This window comes from Caballeronia sp. GACF4 (assembly GCF_023631025.1).
Classification (GTDB): Bacteria; Pseudomonadota; Gammaproteobacteria; order Burkholderiales; family Burkholderiaceae; genus Caballeronia.
Window position 1 is genome coordinate 17,189 of record NZ_JALQDW010000017.1, and the last position, 19,070, is coordinate 36,258.

General features: G+C 63.5%; 7 protein-coding genes. All 7 read right to left on the minus strand.

Translation table 11 applies throughout. The features are described from left to right. Positions 1-58 precede the first annotated feature (58 nt). Entirely contained in the window at positions 59-2,971 is a 2,913-nt protein-coding gene (gene treY, locus NCR40_RS14875; RefSeq protein ID WP_250509832.1) for a malto-oligosyltrehalose synthase, read from the minus strand. Continuing rightward, complete coding sequence (malQ, locus tag NCR40_RS14880; RefSeq protein ID WP_250509852.1) at positions 2,968-5,148, minus strand: 4-alpha-glucanotransferase; 2,181 nt, start codon at positions 5,146-5,148, stop codon at positions 2,968-2,970. Before malQ ends, treY begins: the two co-directional genes overlap by 4 nt. A gap of 26 nt (positions 5,149-5,174) precedes the next feature. Further along, positions 5,175-7,043, minus strand: a complete 1,869-nt coding sequence (gene treZ / locus NCR40_RS14885) for a malto-oligosyltrehalose trehalohydrolase (RefSeq protein WP_250509833.1) — start codon at positions 7,041-7,043, stop codon at positions 5,175-5,177. A gap of 69 nt (positions 7,044-7,112) precedes the next feature. Then, positions 7,113-9,338 (minus strand): glycogen debranching protein GlgX, encoded by a 2,226-nt coding sequence (glgX, locus tag NCR40_RS14890; protein WP_244829148.1) that lies wholly within the window; start codon positions 9,336-9,338, stop codon positions 7,113-7,115. Between the two features lie 278 nt (positions 9,339-9,616). Next, on the minus strand, positions 9,617-11,854 hold the full coding sequence (gene glgB, locus NCR40_RS14895) for a 1,4-alpha-glucan branching protein GlgB (protein ID WP_250493119.1): 2,238 nt from the start codon (positions 11,852-11,854) through the stop codon (positions 9,617-9,619). Then, positions 11,847-15,248, minus strand: coding sequence for a maltose alpha-D-glucosyltransferase (gene treS, locus NCR40_RS14900; protein ID WP_250466499.1), 3,402 nt, complete (start codon positions 15,246-15,248; stop codon positions 11,847-11,849). The genes glgB and treS overlap by 8 nt, the downstream gene beginning before the upstream one ends. A gap of 72 nt (positions 15,249-15,320) precedes the next feature. Continuing rightward, positions 15,321-18,713, minus strand: a complete 3,393-nt coding sequence (locus NCR40_RS14905) for a maltotransferase domain-containing protein (protein ID WP_250509834.1) — start codon at positions 18,711-18,713, stop codon at positions 15,321-15,323. Positions 18,714-19,070 lie beyond the last annotated feature (357 nt).

A 19,070-nucleotide genomic window follows, 5' to 3' on the forward strand; every position in this document is an offset into this window, starting at 1 on the left:
GGCGGGGCGCGTGGTGAGAAGCGCGCCCGCCTCATGTCTCACTAACTCATGCCTTGGATCATGCGCAAGGCACGCCTTCTTCAACGAGCAAGGCCACGGGCATCGAAGCCAGCGCATCGCGCAGGAACAGCTTTTCGCCGTCTGCCTTCGGCGCATTCGGGCTCAGCCAGTCGAAGAGCGCACGGGAACGCAACGCTTCCGGAAGAATGACCGCCGTATCGCCCCAGCTTTCCGCCTTGACGAGCGGCACATCGCTGCCAGCAGGCAGCAATGGCGCGGCGAGCCGCGTGGCGATCACGATTGCGTAAGCGCTACCGGCATGGCGCGCGTAAGCGATCACGCGGTCAGCATGTTCGCCCTCGATGGCGAGCGGCACATACTCACCTTGCGCAAAGAGCGACTCGCAATGCTTGCGCAACGCGAGCGCACGCTGCACCACCGCCAACTTGATGCGCCCATCGCGCCAGTTGGCGAGTTGCTCCGAAGGCGGACCTTTCTGGTCCACTTCCGCAAGCCACTTGCGACGCAATTCGAAATCGACCGGGCGGCGATTATCAGGGTCCACGAGACTGAAGTCCCAAAGCTCCGTGCCCTGATAAAGGTCCGGCACGCCCGGCGATGTCAGTCGCAACAGAGTCTGCTGCAGACTGTCGATCACGCCAAGCGGCCCGAGCCGCGCCACGAAAGCCGACAACTCCTGCAAAAAGCCATTGCGCCGCTGCGGCGAGACGATATCGAAAAGGAACTCGCGGCAGGCACTTTCATACGCCTCGTCCGGCGCGAACCAGCTCGTGCGCAACTTAGCTTCGCGCAACGCCTTCAACTGCCATTGCGCGACGCGTTCGGCCAGTTCCTGAACGCCGGCTTCGTCATCCGGCGAGAGCGTGAGCGGCCAGCATCCGACGAGCGTCTGATACAGCATCGCTTCGGCGCCGGGGCCGGGCGCCCAGTCGTGGCCGGCATCGGCACCACGACGCAACGGCGTGTTCAGCGTCGACCATTGCTTGAGCGTGGTCGCCCATTCTTCCGGGAGCTCGCTCAATGCCGCGATGCGCGCGCGCACGTCTTCGCCGCGCTTGTGATCGTGCGTCGCGGTGCAAAGCATGGCGTGCGGGAACGCGGCAAAGCGTTCCTTGTTGCCCGCGTGGAAATCTTCGACGGACAAAGAAAACTCGCCGGGGTCCGCGCCCACTTCGTTACGCGAGATGAGCCTTCCATAGCGATAACACGCCGTGTCTTCGACCGCCTTTGCCGCAACCGGCGATGTGAGCTGCGAAAACAGCGTCTGCGCCGCGCGCCGCTGCGATCCGCTCGACGGCTGCGCGTTTTGCCCAGCCGTCGCTTGACTCTGGTTCCGGTCGCGTCCACGTTCGGCGGCGCGCTCACGCGGGCGTTCCGCGCGCTCGGCCGGTGGCGTGCTGACCGGCGCTTCGTCGGGCAACTTGCCGCCAAGCCACTGCGCCACCTGATCGAGCACCACATGATCCGCACTCGAAAGCGATGCCCGCGCGGCATTCAGCGCTTGCGAGAAGTACTTCTCATCCTCGGCGCTGCGCACGCTGCTAACGGGATAGATGCGATACACCGGATACTGAATCACCAGTTCCGCGACCACGCGACGGATCGACGTGAACGTGAAGTCGCGCGTGTTGTGCGAGTCGCGTGCAATGCGATGCAGCGCGCGCGTCACGCGATCCAGTTCCGCCGATAAGTTTTCCGCGAGAATCTTGCGGCGCGCGGCGAGCGCTTCGTCGGCGAAGCTCGCGCTTCGGCCGGTGATATCGGCCCACAACGCGGCGAGCGGCTCGGCGCCTGCCGGGTCGTGCAGCAGCGCGCCGACATCGTTCATGAAGTCGTAGCCCGTGGTGCCATCCACTTGCCAGTCGCGGCGCAGCGGTTCGCCGCGCGCGAGAATCTTTTCGACGACGAAATACGTATGGCCGTTGCCATGCCGTAAAGCCTCGGGCCGTTGCGCGGACAACTCTTCGAGCCGCGCGCGCAGGCGTTGGCAGTACTCGCGCGGTTCCGCAAGACCATCGACGTGATCGATCCGCACGCCGTCGATCAACCCTTCGGTAAAGAGCCTGAAGATGAGCGCGTGCGATGCCTCGAACACTTCAGGCCGCTCGACGCGCACGCCGCCGAGCGTGCTCACGTCGAAGAAACGCCGCCAGTTCACTTCGTCCGCGGCCGTGCGCCACCATGCGAGGCGATAATGCTGCCGTTCGAGCAGACGATGCAGCCGCTCGCGTCCAACCGGCGTGTCCGGCGAATGCGCGGCGAGAATCGCTTCGATCGCGGCCTTGCCGCCTTCCGTTTGAGCAATGGTCGCAAGCGCATTGCGCGCTTCGGCCGCGCGCGGCTGATCGGCAGGCTGCGTCGTCAAGCCGGAGAAACGGTGCGCGAGTTCCGGCGCTTCTTGCAGCACGACCGGGTAATCGACAGGACAGATCGGGAACACATGCGCGTAGTACTCCACCACGAAGCGTCCTTCATCCGGCCGGTACGCGAGCTTGATCTTGCCGCCCTGCAACTCGTCGCCATAGGAAGCGCCAAGAAACGGCGCGAGCACCTTGCCGCGCAATGCAGGATCGGGCGAATGCCAGTCCACGTCGAAGAAGCGTGCATGCGCCGCGTGACGTCCCCATTCGAGGATATCCTGCCACCATGCGTTTTCCGAACCGCCCACGCCCATGTGATTCGGCACGACATCGACGATCAGTCCCATGTCGTGCGCGCGCAGCTTCTCGACGAAGCGCCGCAGGGCTTCCTCGCCGCCCAGCTCCGGATTGACCTTCGTGTAGTCGACGGTGTCGTAGCCGTGCGTGGAGCCGCTCGTCGCGGTCGTGATCGGCGACGCATACGCATGACTGACGCCGAGCGAAGCGAAATAATCCACTTGCGCCGCGGCGTCGTCGAAAGTGAAGTCCTTATGAAGCTGGAGCCTGAGCGTGGAACGCGGAACGGTCATGGTGAGTCGGCTGGTTTGGGTGAATCAACATTGTCGGATTGCGTCGAACGCTTGCGCGCGGCATCCACCGCGAGCAGTCGTTCGGAAAATGCGTCGTCGAGAAACAGTTCCTCGACAGGCGCGGCAAGACGGCGCCGCCAGTTCGGATGCTCGTCGATCGAGCCGGGCAGATTCGGCTGTTCAGCAAGCCCAAGCAGATCTTCGAGCGGATACGTGACGAGCGGCGCGGGCGTCGCGGCCACAAAAGCGAGCGCTTCATCCACGGGCGCTTCCTCGACCGGAGGCGCATTGACATCGGACGGAGCAATACCCGCCTCCTGGAAAGCGCGCCATAGTAAATCGCGATCGGCGCCGCGCTCTTCCTGCGCTACTTCCACCGCATCGCGGCCGTCTTCGCGCGCCGCCGTCTGGCCGATCTTCGAGCGCCACACGATATCCTCGCCGCGCCACCATCCGGTGACGGTCGGCAGGTCGTGCGTGGTCGTGGTAGCGGTCACGCCGCTGTCCCACTCGCGCGGCGGCTTGAAGCCGGGGCCATCCACTTCGCGTTCGAACCACAGCACTCGTATGCCAAGCAAGCCGTGCTCCTGCAAGCGTTCGGTGAAGCCCGGCGGCACGGTTCCGAGGTCTTCGCCGACGACAATCGCGCGATGCCGCCACGATTCCAGCGCAATCAGCCGCAAGAGGTCTTCGAGCGGGTAGCGCAGATAGGCGCCGTCTTTCGCGCTTTCGCCTTCGGGCACGAGCCACAGCCGCCTCAGCCCGAGAATGTGATCGATACGAATGCCGCCCGCGCGCGCGAACGCGCAACGCAACATGTCGATGAACGCCGAGAAGCCTTGCGTCCGCATGGCGCGGGGCGAAAAGGTGGTGAGTCCCCACGACTGCCCGGCCTGATTGAAGAGATCGGGCGGCGCGCCGACCGACACGCCTGTCAGCATTTCATCGCGATACGACCATGCATGACTGCCCGCGCTGTCGCATCCGACGGCAAGGTCCGCGACGAGTCCCACGGCCATGCCCGCGTCGCGCGCCGCGTGTTGCGCGTGCAGCAGGCCTTTCGATGCGAGCCATTGCGTGAAGAGAAAGAACTGGACTTCGTGGCGATTGGCTTCGGCGAATGCGGCGACCGCATCGCTGCGCGGATCGCGCAGTTCGTCTGGCCAGTTGCGCCAGTGGCCTTCGCCGTTTTCCGCAAGCTGCGCTGCCTGCAGCGCTTCGAAGCGTGCATGATCTTCGAGCGCACGCCCGCCTTCCTCGACGAACAAAGCGAAGTCTTGCGCCAAAGGCGATGCGCTGTCGGCCGAGAACGTCTCGAAGAGCGCGCGCAGAATGGCCAGGCGCGCTTTCATGGCGCGCGGCCAGTCGATGAGCGGCAGCGCTTCGAGTTCGGCGAATTCATCCGCCACACCGGCTTGTTCGATCGCGGCGCGCGCGGCGGCCGCGCCGAACACGGCGGCGGGATCGACGTGCGCGATGTTCAGAAAGAGCCGCGACGAAGGCGAATAAGGACTGAACTTGTTCGGCTCGGCGCTGAACATGGCGTGCATCGGACTGATGGCGAGCGCATGAGCGCCGCGCTTCGCGCTCTGCGTCGCGAGCGTGGCCAGCGCCGTGAAGTCGCCGACGCCGCCATCGCCCAGACGGCGCAAACCATAGACTTGCGCGGCGACGCCCCAAAGCGGCGGCGCGGTTTCAGCGGCGGCTTGGTCGGTTGCGTCGTCGAGCGCGAGCCACGCATCGTCGATGGTGTAGCAGCGCGCGGGCGCTACCGCCAGCGTCGTGCGATGGTCGTTGATGACGAGCGTGTGATAGCCCGGCTCCGAAATCGGCGAGAGCAATGCGGTCTCGCCTTTAGGCGCGGTAAAACGCCCGTCGATAACCTCGCCGCTTTCCAGTTCGATGCGATAGCGCACGCCCGACTTCGCCGCCGACACCGGCAACGCAATGCCGCGATCCACTTCCGCCGTGATGAGCGGCGGCAACTTGCGGCCGCTCATTTCGGCATCGACGGCGGCCATGCTCTGCTTGATCTGCGAGGCGTTGCCACACGGCAGGCCGAGCTTTTCGAGCAGAATGCGCAGCGTCGTTTCCGGCACGCGCTGCATCGCCTTGTGCGCGTTCTGCCATTCGACTTCGAAGCCCGCGCGCGCGGCGAGCGTTTCGATGGGCGACATTTCGCCCGTGGTGCTTGCAGTGGCGCTCACGTGCGGGTTCCTTGTGCATGGGCAAAGCCGTTGACATCGCCGCTGAGCCACGCGATAAAGCTGCGTCCACCGAGTTCGCCCGCGCTCGCGCCATCCTGCGCGCGTGCCGGCGTCTCGAAGATGACCTTGCCCTTCGGCGCTTCTTCAAGCGTGGCCGGGGCTTGCCCGAGATTGAGCGCGATGGTGAGCGTTTCGCCATCACCGAGCTTCCAGCTTGCGAGAACGGCCTTGTCGCCGAGCACTTGAGCGCCGAGCGACTTCGAGCCCTTCAGACGCGGCGCGATGAGTTTCGCACGCACGGCCAGCGCCGACTTGTAGAAGTGCAGCCAGTCGAGGCGGTCCAGTTCGTCCGCTTTGCCTTCGACGTTCGGCGACGACATCGCGAACGTGCGCTTGTCGTTCGGGTCGGGAATCTGCGCGCGGCGCTTTTCGTCGGTGAATGCGGAGAACTTCGCGAATTCCTTGCGGCGTCCTTCGCGCACGGCATCGGCGAGTTCGTCGTGATAGTCCGTGAAGAAGAGGAACGGCTGCTTCGAGCCGTATTGCTCTTCCATGAACAGAAGGGGAATCTGCGGCGACAGCAGCAAAAGTCCGGTCGCCGCGTAGAGCGAGGCGTCGTCGGTGAGCGAGCGCAGGCGTTCGCCCATCGCGCGGTTGCCGACCTGATCGTGATTCTGCAGGAACATCACGAACGCCGTGGGCGGAAGATGCGAACTCTTCTCGCCGCGTGGCTTGCCGTCGTGAATCGGCGATGGATCGCCCTGATACACGAAGCCTTCGCTCAAGACGCGTGCGAGCTTATCCGTGGGCTTGTCGACATACGCGCCGTAGTAGCTCTCGTCCTCGCCGGTCAGAAGCACGTGCAGCGTGTTGTGCGCGTCGTCGTTCCATTGCGCGTTGAAGTGCGACTCCAGCAGATTGGCCGTGTTGTGTTCGTTCTCTAGCACGAGGTGAACATGACGGCCCGTTTCCACGGAACTGCGCACGCGGTCCGCGAATTCGCGCAGCCATTCGTCGTCGTTGATGGCGTGCACGGCGTCCAGACGCAAGCCATCGAAGCGATATTCGTTGAGCCAGTACAGCGCGTTATCGAAGAAGAAGTCGCGCACTTGCGGACGCTCGAAATCGATCGCGGGACCCCAGGGCGTATCCACGCCTTCGCGAAAGAAGGTTTTCGCATATGCATGCAGATAATTGCCGTCCGGGCCGAAGTGGTTATAGACCACGTCGAGGAACACCATGAGGCCGAGACCGTGCGCAATGTCGATGAGCTTCTTCAGTTCATCGGGATGACCGTAGGCCGAATCCGGGGCGTAGGGCAGCACGCCGTCGTAACCCCAGTTGCGCGTGCCGGAGAAGTCGTTCAGCGGCATGAGTTCGATAGCCGTGACGCCGAGTTGCGCCAACTCGTCCAGACGCGCGATGACGCCCGCATAGCCGCCCATCGCGCCGACGTGCACTTCATACAGCACGGTTTCTTCCCACGGCCGGCCATGCCAGTCGGTATTGATCCAGCGATACGCGCGCGGATCGACCACGGCGCTCGGGCCGTTCACGTCTTCTGGCTGATAGCGCGATGCCGGGTCGGGCACCGCGAGATCGGCATCCAGACGATAGCGATACAGCGTGCCCGCGCCGCCATCGGCTTCGACTTCGAACCAGCCGTCACCGGCCGGCTGCATGTCGATGAGCGCGGGCGCGGCATCGCCATCGCGCTGCAACTCCAGTTGCACGCGGTCGCGCGACGGCGCCCAGAAACGGTAACGCGTGCGCGGTGCTTCGCGCGCCGCGCCGGTCAGATGCGCGCCGAAGGGAAGGCAATGCGCGTGGTGATGCTTGTGCGGATCAATCGGACGTTCGGACATGATTTCGAGCCTGGTGTACTGCGGGATATGCCACTTTTCTGTGCGCCGCGCGAGCCGTGGTGAATCGCCTCACTGAGCCGAATCGATGCCCGGCGGTCGATTTGCCGGAATGGTGCCCGGATCGGGAGGCAGCGCGGTCAGAAGACGCGGACCCTGATGTGCGCCCGCCATCCAGACCGCCTGCCAGTCGGCGTCGCCGGTCGGTTGCGCGAGCAGCACGACGATACTGTGCGCCGCGACCTCCAGTTCGCTGCCGACGAGCGGCCGCTGGATGGCGTCGGGCTCAGCACTATCCAGGAGCACGTTCCATTCCAAGTGAGGCGGAGGCGGCGTGAAGACGAGGTTCTGCCCCGAGCCATTGATGAGGAGCAGGATCACGTCGATCTCGCCGTCGAGTCCCGGCCCCGCCCGGCGCAAGGTCAGCGCGCGGCCCTCAGGGTCCTGCCATGCCTCGATGGCGAGCGCGACGCCGCGTTCGTCGAACCAGCTCACATCGTAAAGACCGGGCAGCACTTCGCGGTCGCCGTAGAGAAAGCGAGTTTCCCGCAGAACCGGGTACTTTTTGCGCAGCGCGACGACGCTTGCGACGAACTCCGTCATCTCGCGGCCTTCGGGACTATGCGCCGCGGCCCAGTCGGTCCAGGAAATGTCGTTGTCCTGGCAATAAGCGTTGTTGTTGCCGTTCTGCGTGCGCAGGAATTCGTCGCCGCCCAGCAGCATCGGCGTGCCGAGCGACAGAAGTGTGGTCGCGATCATCGAGCGCGCGAGGCGATTGCGAACGGTGCGGATCGCGGGATCGTCGCTCGGGCCTTCCACGCCCCAGTTCGCGCTGCAGTTTTCATTGTGCCCGTCGCGGTTTCCCTCCTGATTCATCTCGTTGTGCTTTTCCGAATAGGCGGTAACGTCGGCGAGCGTGAAGCCATCGTGCGATGCCACGAAATTCACCGATGCCCACGGCTTCCGGAAGCGCCGGTTGAATAGCTCGGCCGAGCCGGTGAGCCGCGCGGCGAGGTCGGGGCGCATGCCCGAATCGCCGCGCCAGAAGCGCCGCACGCCGTCGCGGTACTTGTCGTTCCACTCCGCGAAACCGGGCGGATGATTGCCGACCTGGTAGCCGTCCGGCCCAATGTCCCACGGCTCGGAAATGAGCTTGCGCGTCGAGAGAATCGGGTCCTGGCGAATGGCGTCGAAGAAGCCCGAGCCGGGATCAAAACCGTGCCCTTCGCGGCCCAGCGTCACGCCGAGATCGAAACGGAAGCCGTCGATATTGAACGCCGTGCACCAGTAGCGCAGCGAGTCCATGACCATTTGCAGCACACGCGGATGCGACAGGTTCACGGTATTGCCGCAACCGGTTTCGTTGATGTAATGCCGCTCGTCGCCGGGAATCAGACGGTAGTAGCTTGCATTGTCGAGCCCGCGCCATGACACCGTGGGCCCCAGTTCGCTGCCTTCGCAGGTGTGGTTGTAAACCACGTCGAGAATCACTTCGATGCCCGCCGCATGCAGTTGCCGCACGGCGATACGCATCTCGTTCAGCCGATGCGTCGAAAGATACGAAGGCTCGGGCGCGAAAAACGCCGCCGTGTTGTAGCCCCAGTAGTTCTTAAGACCGCGTTCGACGAGAAAGCGGTCGTTGAGAAACGCGTGCACGGGCAGGAATTCGACGGCGGTGATGCCGAGCTTTTGCAGATGCTCGATGAACCAAGGCGACGAGAGCGCGGCGAATGAACCGCGTTCGTGCTGACGGATATCGTCGCGCAGCATCGAGGCGCCGCGCACGTGCGTTTCATAGATGATGGTTTCGCCCCACGGCGTGTTCGGGCGATTGTCGCGCGACCAGTCGAAGGCGTCGTCGGTGACGATGCATTTGGGCATCGCCGGAGCGGAGTCGCGGCGATCCATCGACATGTCGAGGCGATTGGAATGCACGCGATAGCCGAAGAGCGCGTCGGACCATCGCCACGGGCCGACGAGTTTCTTCGCGTAGGGATCGAGCAGCAGCTTGTGCGGATTGAAGCGATGACCATGTTGCGGCTGATAGGGGCCATGAGCGCGAAAGCCGTACACCGTGCCCGGATGCGCGCCGGGCAGATAGCCGTGCCACACTTCGTCGGTGCATTCGGGCAGATCGAAGCGCATCAGTTCCTTGCGGCCCGTGCTGTCGAAGAGACACACCTCGATGCGGTGCGCATTCGATGAGAACACCGCGAAGTTGACGCCCAAGCCGTCCCAGTTTGCTCCCAGCGGGTAGGATGCGCCGGGGAGAAGTTTTTCGGGGAGTGCGTTTGCCATTTGGTCGGGGTTTTTGCCCTTGCCGGGCTGGTGGGTTCTGGTTCTCTGAAGGGTTGTTGCTTGCCCGTGCTAATGAGTCGTTGAAGTTAAGCAGTTAGCTTGCAGCGTTCTCAGCCGCCGCCGGGGAGACGGTTACCGAACAAAAACGCAAGCCAGCGGCTCGAGTTTCCCGAACGCTCAAGAAAAAAGAAACCGCTAGCAAAGCCCCATAAACGCCTAGGCGGAAGAAGACACGAACAAACCAGCGCGCCTCCTTCCGCAACGTCCGGAAAGAACCCTCAATCGGCCCGCAAAACAATGGTAGCCAAAGGTGGCAACGTCAACGCGGCTGACTGCCCCTTTCCGTGCGAAGGGTAATCATCCGCATGAATGACCCCGCCATTGCCCATATTGGACCCGCCATAAATCCCGGCGTCGGAATTGAGCACCTCGCTCCATCGCCCGCCACGCGGCAAGCCGATGCGATACCCCTGGCGCGGCACGGGCGTCATATTGCAGACGACCACGAGTTCGCGCCCTTCGGCATCCGTCCGCCGATAGGCAAACACGCTATTGCCGCTGTCGTCGCCGACGATCCACTCGAAGCCGCGCGGATCGCAATCCAGCTTATGCAGCGCCGCTTCGCCGACATACAGCAGGTTCAAATCGCGCACGAGCTTCTGCACGCCGCCGTGATAGGGATCGTCGAGCAAGTGCCAATGCGGCGTCGCGTCGTGGTTGAACTCGGCAAACTGCCCGAACTCGCCGCCCATGAACAGCAGCTTCTTGCCCGGATGCGTCCACATGAAGCCGAAGTAAGCGCGCAAATTCGCGAACTTCTGCCAGAGATCGCCCGGCATCTTGCCGATGAGCGACCCCTTGCCATGCACCACTTCATCGTGCGAAAGAGGCAGCACGAAGCGCTCGGAGTACGCATAGACCATCCCGAACGTATAGAGGTGATGGTGATACTGCCGATACACCGGATCTTCCTCCATGTAGTGCAGTGAGTCGTGCATCCAGCCCATGTTCCACTTGAAGTCGAACCCGAGACCGCCGCTCTCGACGCTTGCCGTCACGCCCGGCCAGGCCGTCGATTCCTCGGCGATCGTGATCGCGCCCGGCGTGTTCGGGATATACCGCACTTCATGGTTCAGACGCTTCAAGAACTGGATAGATTCGAGATTCTCGCGCCCGCCGTACATGTTCGGCACCCATTCGCCCGCCTTGCGCGAATAGTCGCGATACAGCATCGACGCCACGGCATCGACCCGCAAGCCATCGACGTGATAGCGCTTCAACCACGCAAGCCCCGACGCGAGCAGGAACGCGCTCACCTCGTTGCGGCCGAGGTTGTAGATCATCGTGTTCCAGTCTTGGTGATAGCCCTCGCGCGGATCGGCGTGCTCGTAAAGCGGCGTGCCGTCGAACTGCACGAGGCCGTGCGCGTCGTTCGGAAAATGCGCCGGCACCCAGTCGATGATCACGCCCAGCCCCGCCTCGTGCGCGCGATTCACGAACTCCGCGAACTGCTCCGGCGTGCCGAAGCGCGCGGACGGCGCAAACTGGCCAAGCGGCTGATAACCCCACGATCCGCCGAACGGATGCTCGGCAATCGGCATGAATTCGAGGTGCGTGAAGCCCATGCCCTTCGCGTACGGAATCAGGCGCTCGGCAAGCTCGTGCCAGTTCATGCCGCGATTCGCATCTTCGGGTACGCGCAGCCACGACTCGGCGTGCGCTTCGTAAATGGTGATAGGCGATTGCGCCGTCTGACGGCTCCCGCGAGTCTCCATCCATTCAGCGTCGGTCCATGCGTAATGGTCGATGGCATCCGCGTCCGCCACTACCGATGCCGTCGATGGCGGCTTCTCGCTCTGCATCGCGCACGGGTCAGCTTTCAGCGGCAGCGTATGGCCGTCGCGCGTGACGATCTCGTACTTGTAGCGCGTGCCCGCGCCGATGCCCGGCACGAACAGTTCCCACACACCCGCGTTGTGACGCAGGCGCATTGGATGACGGCGGCCGTCCCACGTGTTGAAGTCGCCGACCACCGAGACACGCCGTGCATTCGGCGCCCAGACCGCGAAGCGCGCGCCCGCCACGCCGCCATGCGTGACCGGACGCGAGCCCATGCATTCGAGCACCGCGTAAGGGTCGGCGGCCGAAAGGCGGTTGAGCCAGTCTTCGGAGAGAACGGGGCCGAAGGAATACGTATCGTGCGTTTCCTGCGGCGTGCCATGCCAGTCGATTTGCAGACGATACGCCGCCGGCCGCTCCACGAAGCCCGCGAACAGACCTGAATCGTGAATGCGCGCGAGATGGCCGAGCACTTCGCCGCTCGCGGCATCGACGACATTTGCGCCCGCCGCGTTCGGCAGGAAAACGCGCACCACATGACCGAGGTCGGTCTGATGCATGCCGAGGACCGAGAACGAATCGGGATGGCGCGCCTCGACGATGGCGTCGATGTCGAGCGGACTGAGGCCGTGCGCCGGGTTTCGGGTATCCGCTCCTGGATCGCTACGATTATTCATGGTGGGTTCCATCCGGATTGTCCTTGGTGGCGTTGAACACGGGTCGCGTGCCGGGCGCGGGCGGAACGCCCGTGTCGCCAAGCAGGCGGCTCGCGAGCGACGCGAGGCCCCGCAACGGAAGGCCGATCCAGGTCGGCCGGTTCGCTGCTTCGTAGCGGATTTCGTAGGCGGCCTTTTCGATCAGGAAGAGATCGAGCAGGGCCGGGAAGACGCTTTCGCCGGCGATCGGCTCGGGCGATTCCGCAATTGCTGCCACGTACTCGCGCAAGAAGCTTTCCTCGGCGAACGCGCGCAGGCGCTCGAACAGCGCGCGCTTGCGGTCGGCGGTTTGCGCGGGCGCATTTTCCGTCGTCGGTTGCGCGGCGGCGCTCGCATACGAAAGCGAGCGCAAGAGACCGGCGACATCGCGCAGCGGGCTCGTCTTGTTGCGGCGTTCCTCGAGCGGACGCGCGGGCTCGCCTTCGAAGTCGATGAGATACGCATCGCCCTGAGCCATCAGCACCTGACCCAGATGGAAGTCACCGTGAATGCGGATGCACAACGCATCGGCATTGTCCGAGACGAGCTTCTTCACTGCATCCACCAGCAGGTCACGGCGATCGAGCAGACTCTGCGCGAGGAAGCGGTCGTGCTCGCTGAAATCGCCGATCTTCTGCGCGAGGATGTCGAGCGCCGTTTCCAGCAGTTGCAACGTGCCTTTCAGCCAGCCCTGGACGTCTTCCGGCGTGGCGCGGCGCGGTGCGAACGCTTCGTCGTCGGTCGGCGAGGCAAGCGCCACATGCAGTTCGCCGAGCCGCTTGCCGATGATGCCCGCAATGTTGCCGTAGCCGATAAAGCCTTGCTCCTGCGCGTCGCGCTCGGGCGTGTGCTCTTCGGAGTCGAACGTGACCGCGAGTTCATCCACCGTGCGGCGCAGATAGTCGAGCGCATAGTTCCACGCATCGCCCTGATTGTCGATGAAGCCTTGCAGAATGACGAGCGTGTGCGGCACGCCTTGCGGATCGACACGCACCACTTCGCCATACAGCGGGCCGGTGTTCGCGTAGCCGAGCTTGGTCAGATAACGGCTCATCTCCGCTTCCGGGTGAATGCCGCCAACCACGCGCCGCACCAGCTTCAGCACCACCGTGTCGCCGATCACGAGCGAGCTATTGCTCTGCTCGGCGGCGAGCCAGCGGATTTCCGGCGGCTCGACCGGATTGAAGTCGAGTGCATCGAGCCGTTCGGTCGGAATGAAGCGGATCTCGCTTTTCTGCACCGTCGGCACGACCGCGCGTTCCTTCAGTTTGCGCAATATGCCGTAGGTGAAGTTCGGCACGGCGAAGGCATCGGTGATATGTCCGATCACGCGATTCCGCCGCGCTCGCGCCAGCGCGAGTTGCATATAAAGCGGCGAGGTCGTTTCCGTGCCCCACGCAATGGAAAGCGGCAGCACGTAGCGCTCGGTGTGATCGCCGACATCGGCTTCGATTTCCGTGAACGCAAAGCCCGCGCCTTCGATCGTCGTGAGCGCGGCGAGACGAACCGCATGCAGCTTCTGATCCTTCGACGCAAACCAGCGGCGCTTGCTCAAATACGAAGGCAGCACTTCCGATTCGAGCAGACGCACATTTTCCGGCGTCGGACCGGTTTGACCGGCGCGAATCACCATCGTGACGAATTCGGGCAGTTGCTCCGAAGGCGCTTGCGACCAGGCCGGACGCATGTTGCCTGGGCAAAGCTGGAACCACAGGAAGCCGTAGGGCGGGAAAGTCAGCAGATACGTCAACTGGCCGATGGCCGGGAACGGCGAATCCGCCGTCATTTCCAGCGGCACGGAGCCGGCGAACTCCGACAGATCGAGTTCCACCGCTTGCGGCGCGCGCGACAGGTTGGCCACACAGAGAATCGGCGGCTCGCCTTCGAGCTCGCGCAGATACGCCAGGATCTTGCGATTATTCGGCCGCAGAAAGCGGATCGTGCCGCGGCCGAACGCGTGCTTCGAGCGGCGCACGGCCAGCATCTTGCGCGTCCAGTTCAAAAGCGAATGCGGATCGCGGCTTTGCGATTCCACGTTCACCGCGTCGTAGCCATACAGCGAACCCATCACCGGCGGCAGCACGAGTTGTTCTGGATCGGCGCGCGAGAACCCGCCGTTGCGGTCGGACGACCATTGCATCGGCGTACGCACGCCATCGCGGTCGCCGAGGTGGATGTTGTCGCCCATGCCGAGTTCGTCGCCGTAATAGATCACGGGCGTGCCCGGCATCGACAACAGCAGCGAATTGATCAGCTCGATACGGCGGCGGTCGCGCTCCATCAGCGGCGCGAGCCGGCGTCGAATGCCGAGGTTCAGACGCGCGCGGCGGTCGCTTGCATAAGTGTTCCACAAGTAGTCGCGCTCGGAGTCCGTGACCATTTCGAGCGTGAGTTCGTCGTGGTTGCGCAGAAAGATCGCCCACTGATTCGTCACGCCCAGGTCCGGCGTCTGCCGCATGATGTCGGTGATCGGGAAGCGGTCTTCGCTCGCAATCGACATGTAAATGCGCGGCATCAACGGGAAGTGGAACGCCATGTGGCATTCGTCTTCATCGCCGAAGTATTCCTTCACGTCTTCCGGCCACTGGTTCGCTTCCGCGAGCAGCATGCGGTTCGGGTACTCCGCGTCGATGGTCGCGCGAATCTTCTTCAGGATCTGATGCGTCTCGGGCAGATTCTCGTTGTTGGTGCCCTCGCGCTCGACGAGATACGGCACCGCGTCCAGCCGCAACCCGTCGATGCCCATGTCCAGCCAGAAGCGCATCACGCTCAGCACTTCCTTGATGACCGCCGGGTTGTCGAAGTTCAGATCGGGCTGGTGCGAATAGAAGCGGTGCCAGTAGTACTGACCCGCGACCGGATCGTGCGTCCAGTTGGACGGCTCCGAGTCGATGAAGATGATGCGCGTCTCTTCGTACTTCTTGTCCGTATCGGACCAGACGTAGTAGTTGCGATGGTTCGATCCCGGCTTCGCACGACGCGCGCGCTGAAACCACGGATGCTGGTCCGAAGTGTGATTGATGACGAGTTCGGTGATCACGCGAATGCCGCGCGCGTGCGCTTCCTGAATGAAGCGGCGGACATCGCCGAGCGTGCCGTAGTCCGGATGCACGTTGCGATAGTCGGCAATGTCATAGCCATCGTCGCGGCGTGGCGACGGATAGAACGGCAGCAGCCAGATCGCATCGACGCCAAGTTCCGCGATGTAATCGAGCTTCGCGAGCAGGCCGGGAAAATCGCCGATGCCGTCGTTGTTCGCATCGAAGAACGACTTGATGTGAACCTGATAAATGATCGCGTCCTTGTACCAGAGCGGATCGTCGCTGACTTGCGAAGTCTTGTTGCGCTTCACCCTTGTATCCACGGTTTGCTCCATGCGCTTTGCGGGCTTGCTGCCGCCCTTGTTTTTGGTTCGCGGCGTCTCGTAGGTCGCCGGATGAGTGCATCTTTATTCGTTCGGTTGCGGCTTGGGCAGTCCCCAGGTCGGCGAAATGCGCCAGATCGCGAACGGCAGCGAATGCGGATTGAGCCGCACATGCTGGCGCCGTCCGCGCCATTCGAACCGATCGCCCGTGACTTGATCCTCCACGGCGATCGCATCCCATTCGTTGACGCCCCAGCGTTCGAGCGTCTGCCACGGCAGTTCGATATCCGCGCCCTGTTCGTTGAACGGATCGAGGTTGATCGCGACGAGCACCACGTTGTCGCGCGACTCGTTCGCCTTTTCGAAGAACAGGATCTTGTCGTTATGCGCGGGCAGGAAGTTCACGCCGAGATGCGTCTGCAACGCTGGATTCGCGCGGCGGATGCGATTGAGCGCCGTCACTTCGGTGACGATATTGCCGGGCCGGTTCCAGTCCCACGCGCGCAGCTGATACTTCTCGGAGTCGAGATATTCCTCGCTGTTCGGCAGCGCGGCCGCCTCGCACAGTTCGAAGCCGCTATATACGCCCCAGAGCCCGGAGAGCGTTGCCGCCAGCGCCGCGCGGATCACGAAGCCCGGACGTCCCGAGCTCTGCAAGAAGCGTGGGTTGATGTCCGGCGTGTTGACGAAGAAATTCGGCCGGAAAAATTCCTTTGCATCGGTCTGCGTGAGATCGTGCATGTACTCGATGAAATCGCGCTTCGACTCGCGCCACGTGAAGTACGTGTACGACTGCGAGAAGCCGAGCTTCGCCAGACGGTTCATCACGCGCGGACGCGTGAAGGCTTCGGCGAGGAAGATCACGTCGGGGTGACGCGCACGCACGTCGCCGATCACCCATTCCCAGAATGGGAACGGCTTGGTATGCGGGTTATCGATCCGGAAAATGCGCACGCCCGCCGCAATCCAGTGCAGGAACACGTCGCGCAGGCCAAGCCACAGATCGGGCTTGGCGTCCTGCGCATAGAAGTCCGGATTCACGATGTCCTGATACTTCTTAGGCGGATTCTCCGCATAACGCAGCGTGCCGTCCGGACGCCATGCGAACCACGTCGGATGCTCCTTCAGCCACGGGTGATCCGGCGAGCATTGCACGGCGAAGTCGAGCGCGATCTCGAGACCGTGTTCATGCGCGGCGTCGAGCATGCGCTTGAAGTCGTCGAGATTGCCCAGTTCCGGATGCACCGCCGTGTGTCCACCTTCCTTGCCGCCGATAGCGTAAGGGCTGCCGACATCGCCCGGCTCGGCCGTCAGCGAATTGTTCTTGCCCTTGCGGTTGGCAATGCCGATAGGATGAATCGGCGGAAAATAGAGCACGTCGAAACCCATCTCGCGGATGCGCGGCATCTTGCCGATCACGTCGATGAACGTGCCGTGACGATTCACGTCGTCGCTCATCGAACGCGGGAAGATCTCGTACCAGCTTGCGAAGCGGGCCGCCGCGCGCTCCGAGTCGATGCGATACACCACCGGGTCGCGCGACAGAAACGGCCGGTGGCGCGCCGCCGCGATGGCCTTGGCGGTTGCGGGCGCGAGCGCAAGTTCGAGCTTGCGCGCGGCATCGGCCTTGGCGAATTCCTTGACGATCTTTTCCAGCGGCGCGCTATCCGACTCCTCGACCGTCTTCACTTCGGCGAGGATCAGCGCGAACAGATGCCGCACTTCCTCTAGTTCGAGTTCGACGGTTTGCCCGGCCTTCAGCTTCTTCGACATGTGGTCGGTGAGCGAGGCGAAATCGTCGCGCCATGCCATCACGACGAATTCGTGACGGCCCACGCGTTCGAGCGGAATGCGCGTGGTCCACAAGTCGTTGCCGAGCGGGAGCACGGCGGTCATCGGCGCTTCGTGCCATTCGGTTTCGTCGGCGGCACGCCATTGCACGGCGGCGGCGATCTTGTCGTGACCTTCGGCGAAGATCGCGGCCTGAATCTGCACGGCTTCGCCCACGATACGCTTTGCCGGAAAGCGCCCGTTATCGACCGAAGGCGTGACGCTTTCGATAGACACCCGCGGCGCGGAGATCGCTTCGGCCACCGACTTTTTATCGGCGCTCTTCGCGCCTCGCTTGACCTGCGGCTGCGCGAGCAGGATGAACGGCTCGGCTTCGGCGCGGAACAAGCGTACATCGCCCGCTTTCAGGGTGAACGGCAAGAGACGTTCGGGCTTCGCCTTGGCGTCGTCGAGCGGCGCGAAACGCGTGTAATTGCCCGGCACCGATTCGAGCAGATGCAAGGTATCGACATGCACCGGCGCGACGAGATCGGGATTGAAGATCGCGAGAATCGCCGAATCGCTGCGGCGCAAGTCCGCGCTGTCGGAGCGAATTAACGCGGCGTAGGGCGTGCCCGCGCCGGTCAGCGCGCGCAATTCGCCGACGCTTTCGAGCGTGCCGGTATCGCGCTGCAATGCGTTCGCGCGCTTGACCTGACTCGACAGGTCGAAGCGCGCTTCGCTTTTCGCGCGCTGATATTCCGCCGCGACGCCGTATTGCGGCGACATCGGCAAAGGTACACCGTATTCGAAGCCCATCGGCATGAGCAGACCGGTGCCGAGCGCGGTCGCGGTAAAGAGCGAGCGGTTATAGGCGCGTTCGACGAGCGCGGTATCGCTGGTATCGCTCAATTCGCTGATGAGACGCGCGCCGTACGGCTCTTCCGGAAACGTGATCGGCGATGCAATGCGCGCGAGCGCCGCATGTTCGTCCGTGAGCCACGCGCTGCGATAGTCCCACCAGCGCGTGGAGGCGAAAACCGCGTCGAAGCCGGCGTCGCTCAGTCCATGCAGATCGTGACGCGTGAGGCCGACCGTCCATGCGAGCCAACGGGTTTGCGGATGTTTCTCGCGCACTGCCGCGCCCAGACGCCGCCACACGTGCGCGGGCACCGCATGCGGCGAGTCGAAGCGAAAGCCGCCAACGCCCGCGTCCGCGAGCAGACACAATTCCTTCGCCCACCACTCGGTCAGGTGATGCGCCGCCTCGCCATCGCCGAACCTTGCCTGCGCGACATCGCGCTGACTGGGCGCGCGACGCGGATCGAGCCGCGCATCCGCGCTCTCGAACGGCTCGAACCAATGCTTGTTGTCCTGATAAAGACCGCCTTCGGCACTGACGCGGTCGATCACGATATCGACGAGCAAGGTCAGCTTGTGCTTCGTGGCGATATCGGCGAGCTGGCGCAGACCCTCCGCCGCGCTCGCGTCGGATTCAAAAACAGCGTGAAGTTGATGATGATCGGCAACTGCCTCGCGATGCCCGTTGCTTCCGGGCGCGAACGGCGAGCCGATCAGGACGTGATCGAAGCCCAGCGCCGCTGCGTGCTCGAACTGAGCTGGCCAGTTCGGCAAGGGGCCGACGAGAAGGGGATCGATGAAGTAGATACGAGGCGCATACGCATGATGAGCTTGATGGTTTTCCATCGTTCGTCTTTTCCAGAGTCGTCCTGCGGTGGCGGGGATGCGGGCTTTGAATCGCGATCACGCTCACGGGCCAAACTGGCAACGCGTCGGTCCATATATCACGACGCGTGTCGTTTGTGCACGCGTCACGGGCCAAGACGTATCGACACATGGATAACACAGTACCGCCGGTATCGACACTGGCCCGCGTCGCGTATCGCGAGGCACCGGCGCGAGAGTGCATCTCGCCGGTGGGCGCCACGGCCCCCCAAGAGTTTCCTTCGGGGCTTCGCATGGGGGGTTGGAGCACGTAGCGTGCCGCGCCCCGAATGCCATTGCGTCTGACGTGACGACGCTGCCGTGCAATAGCTTCGAGGC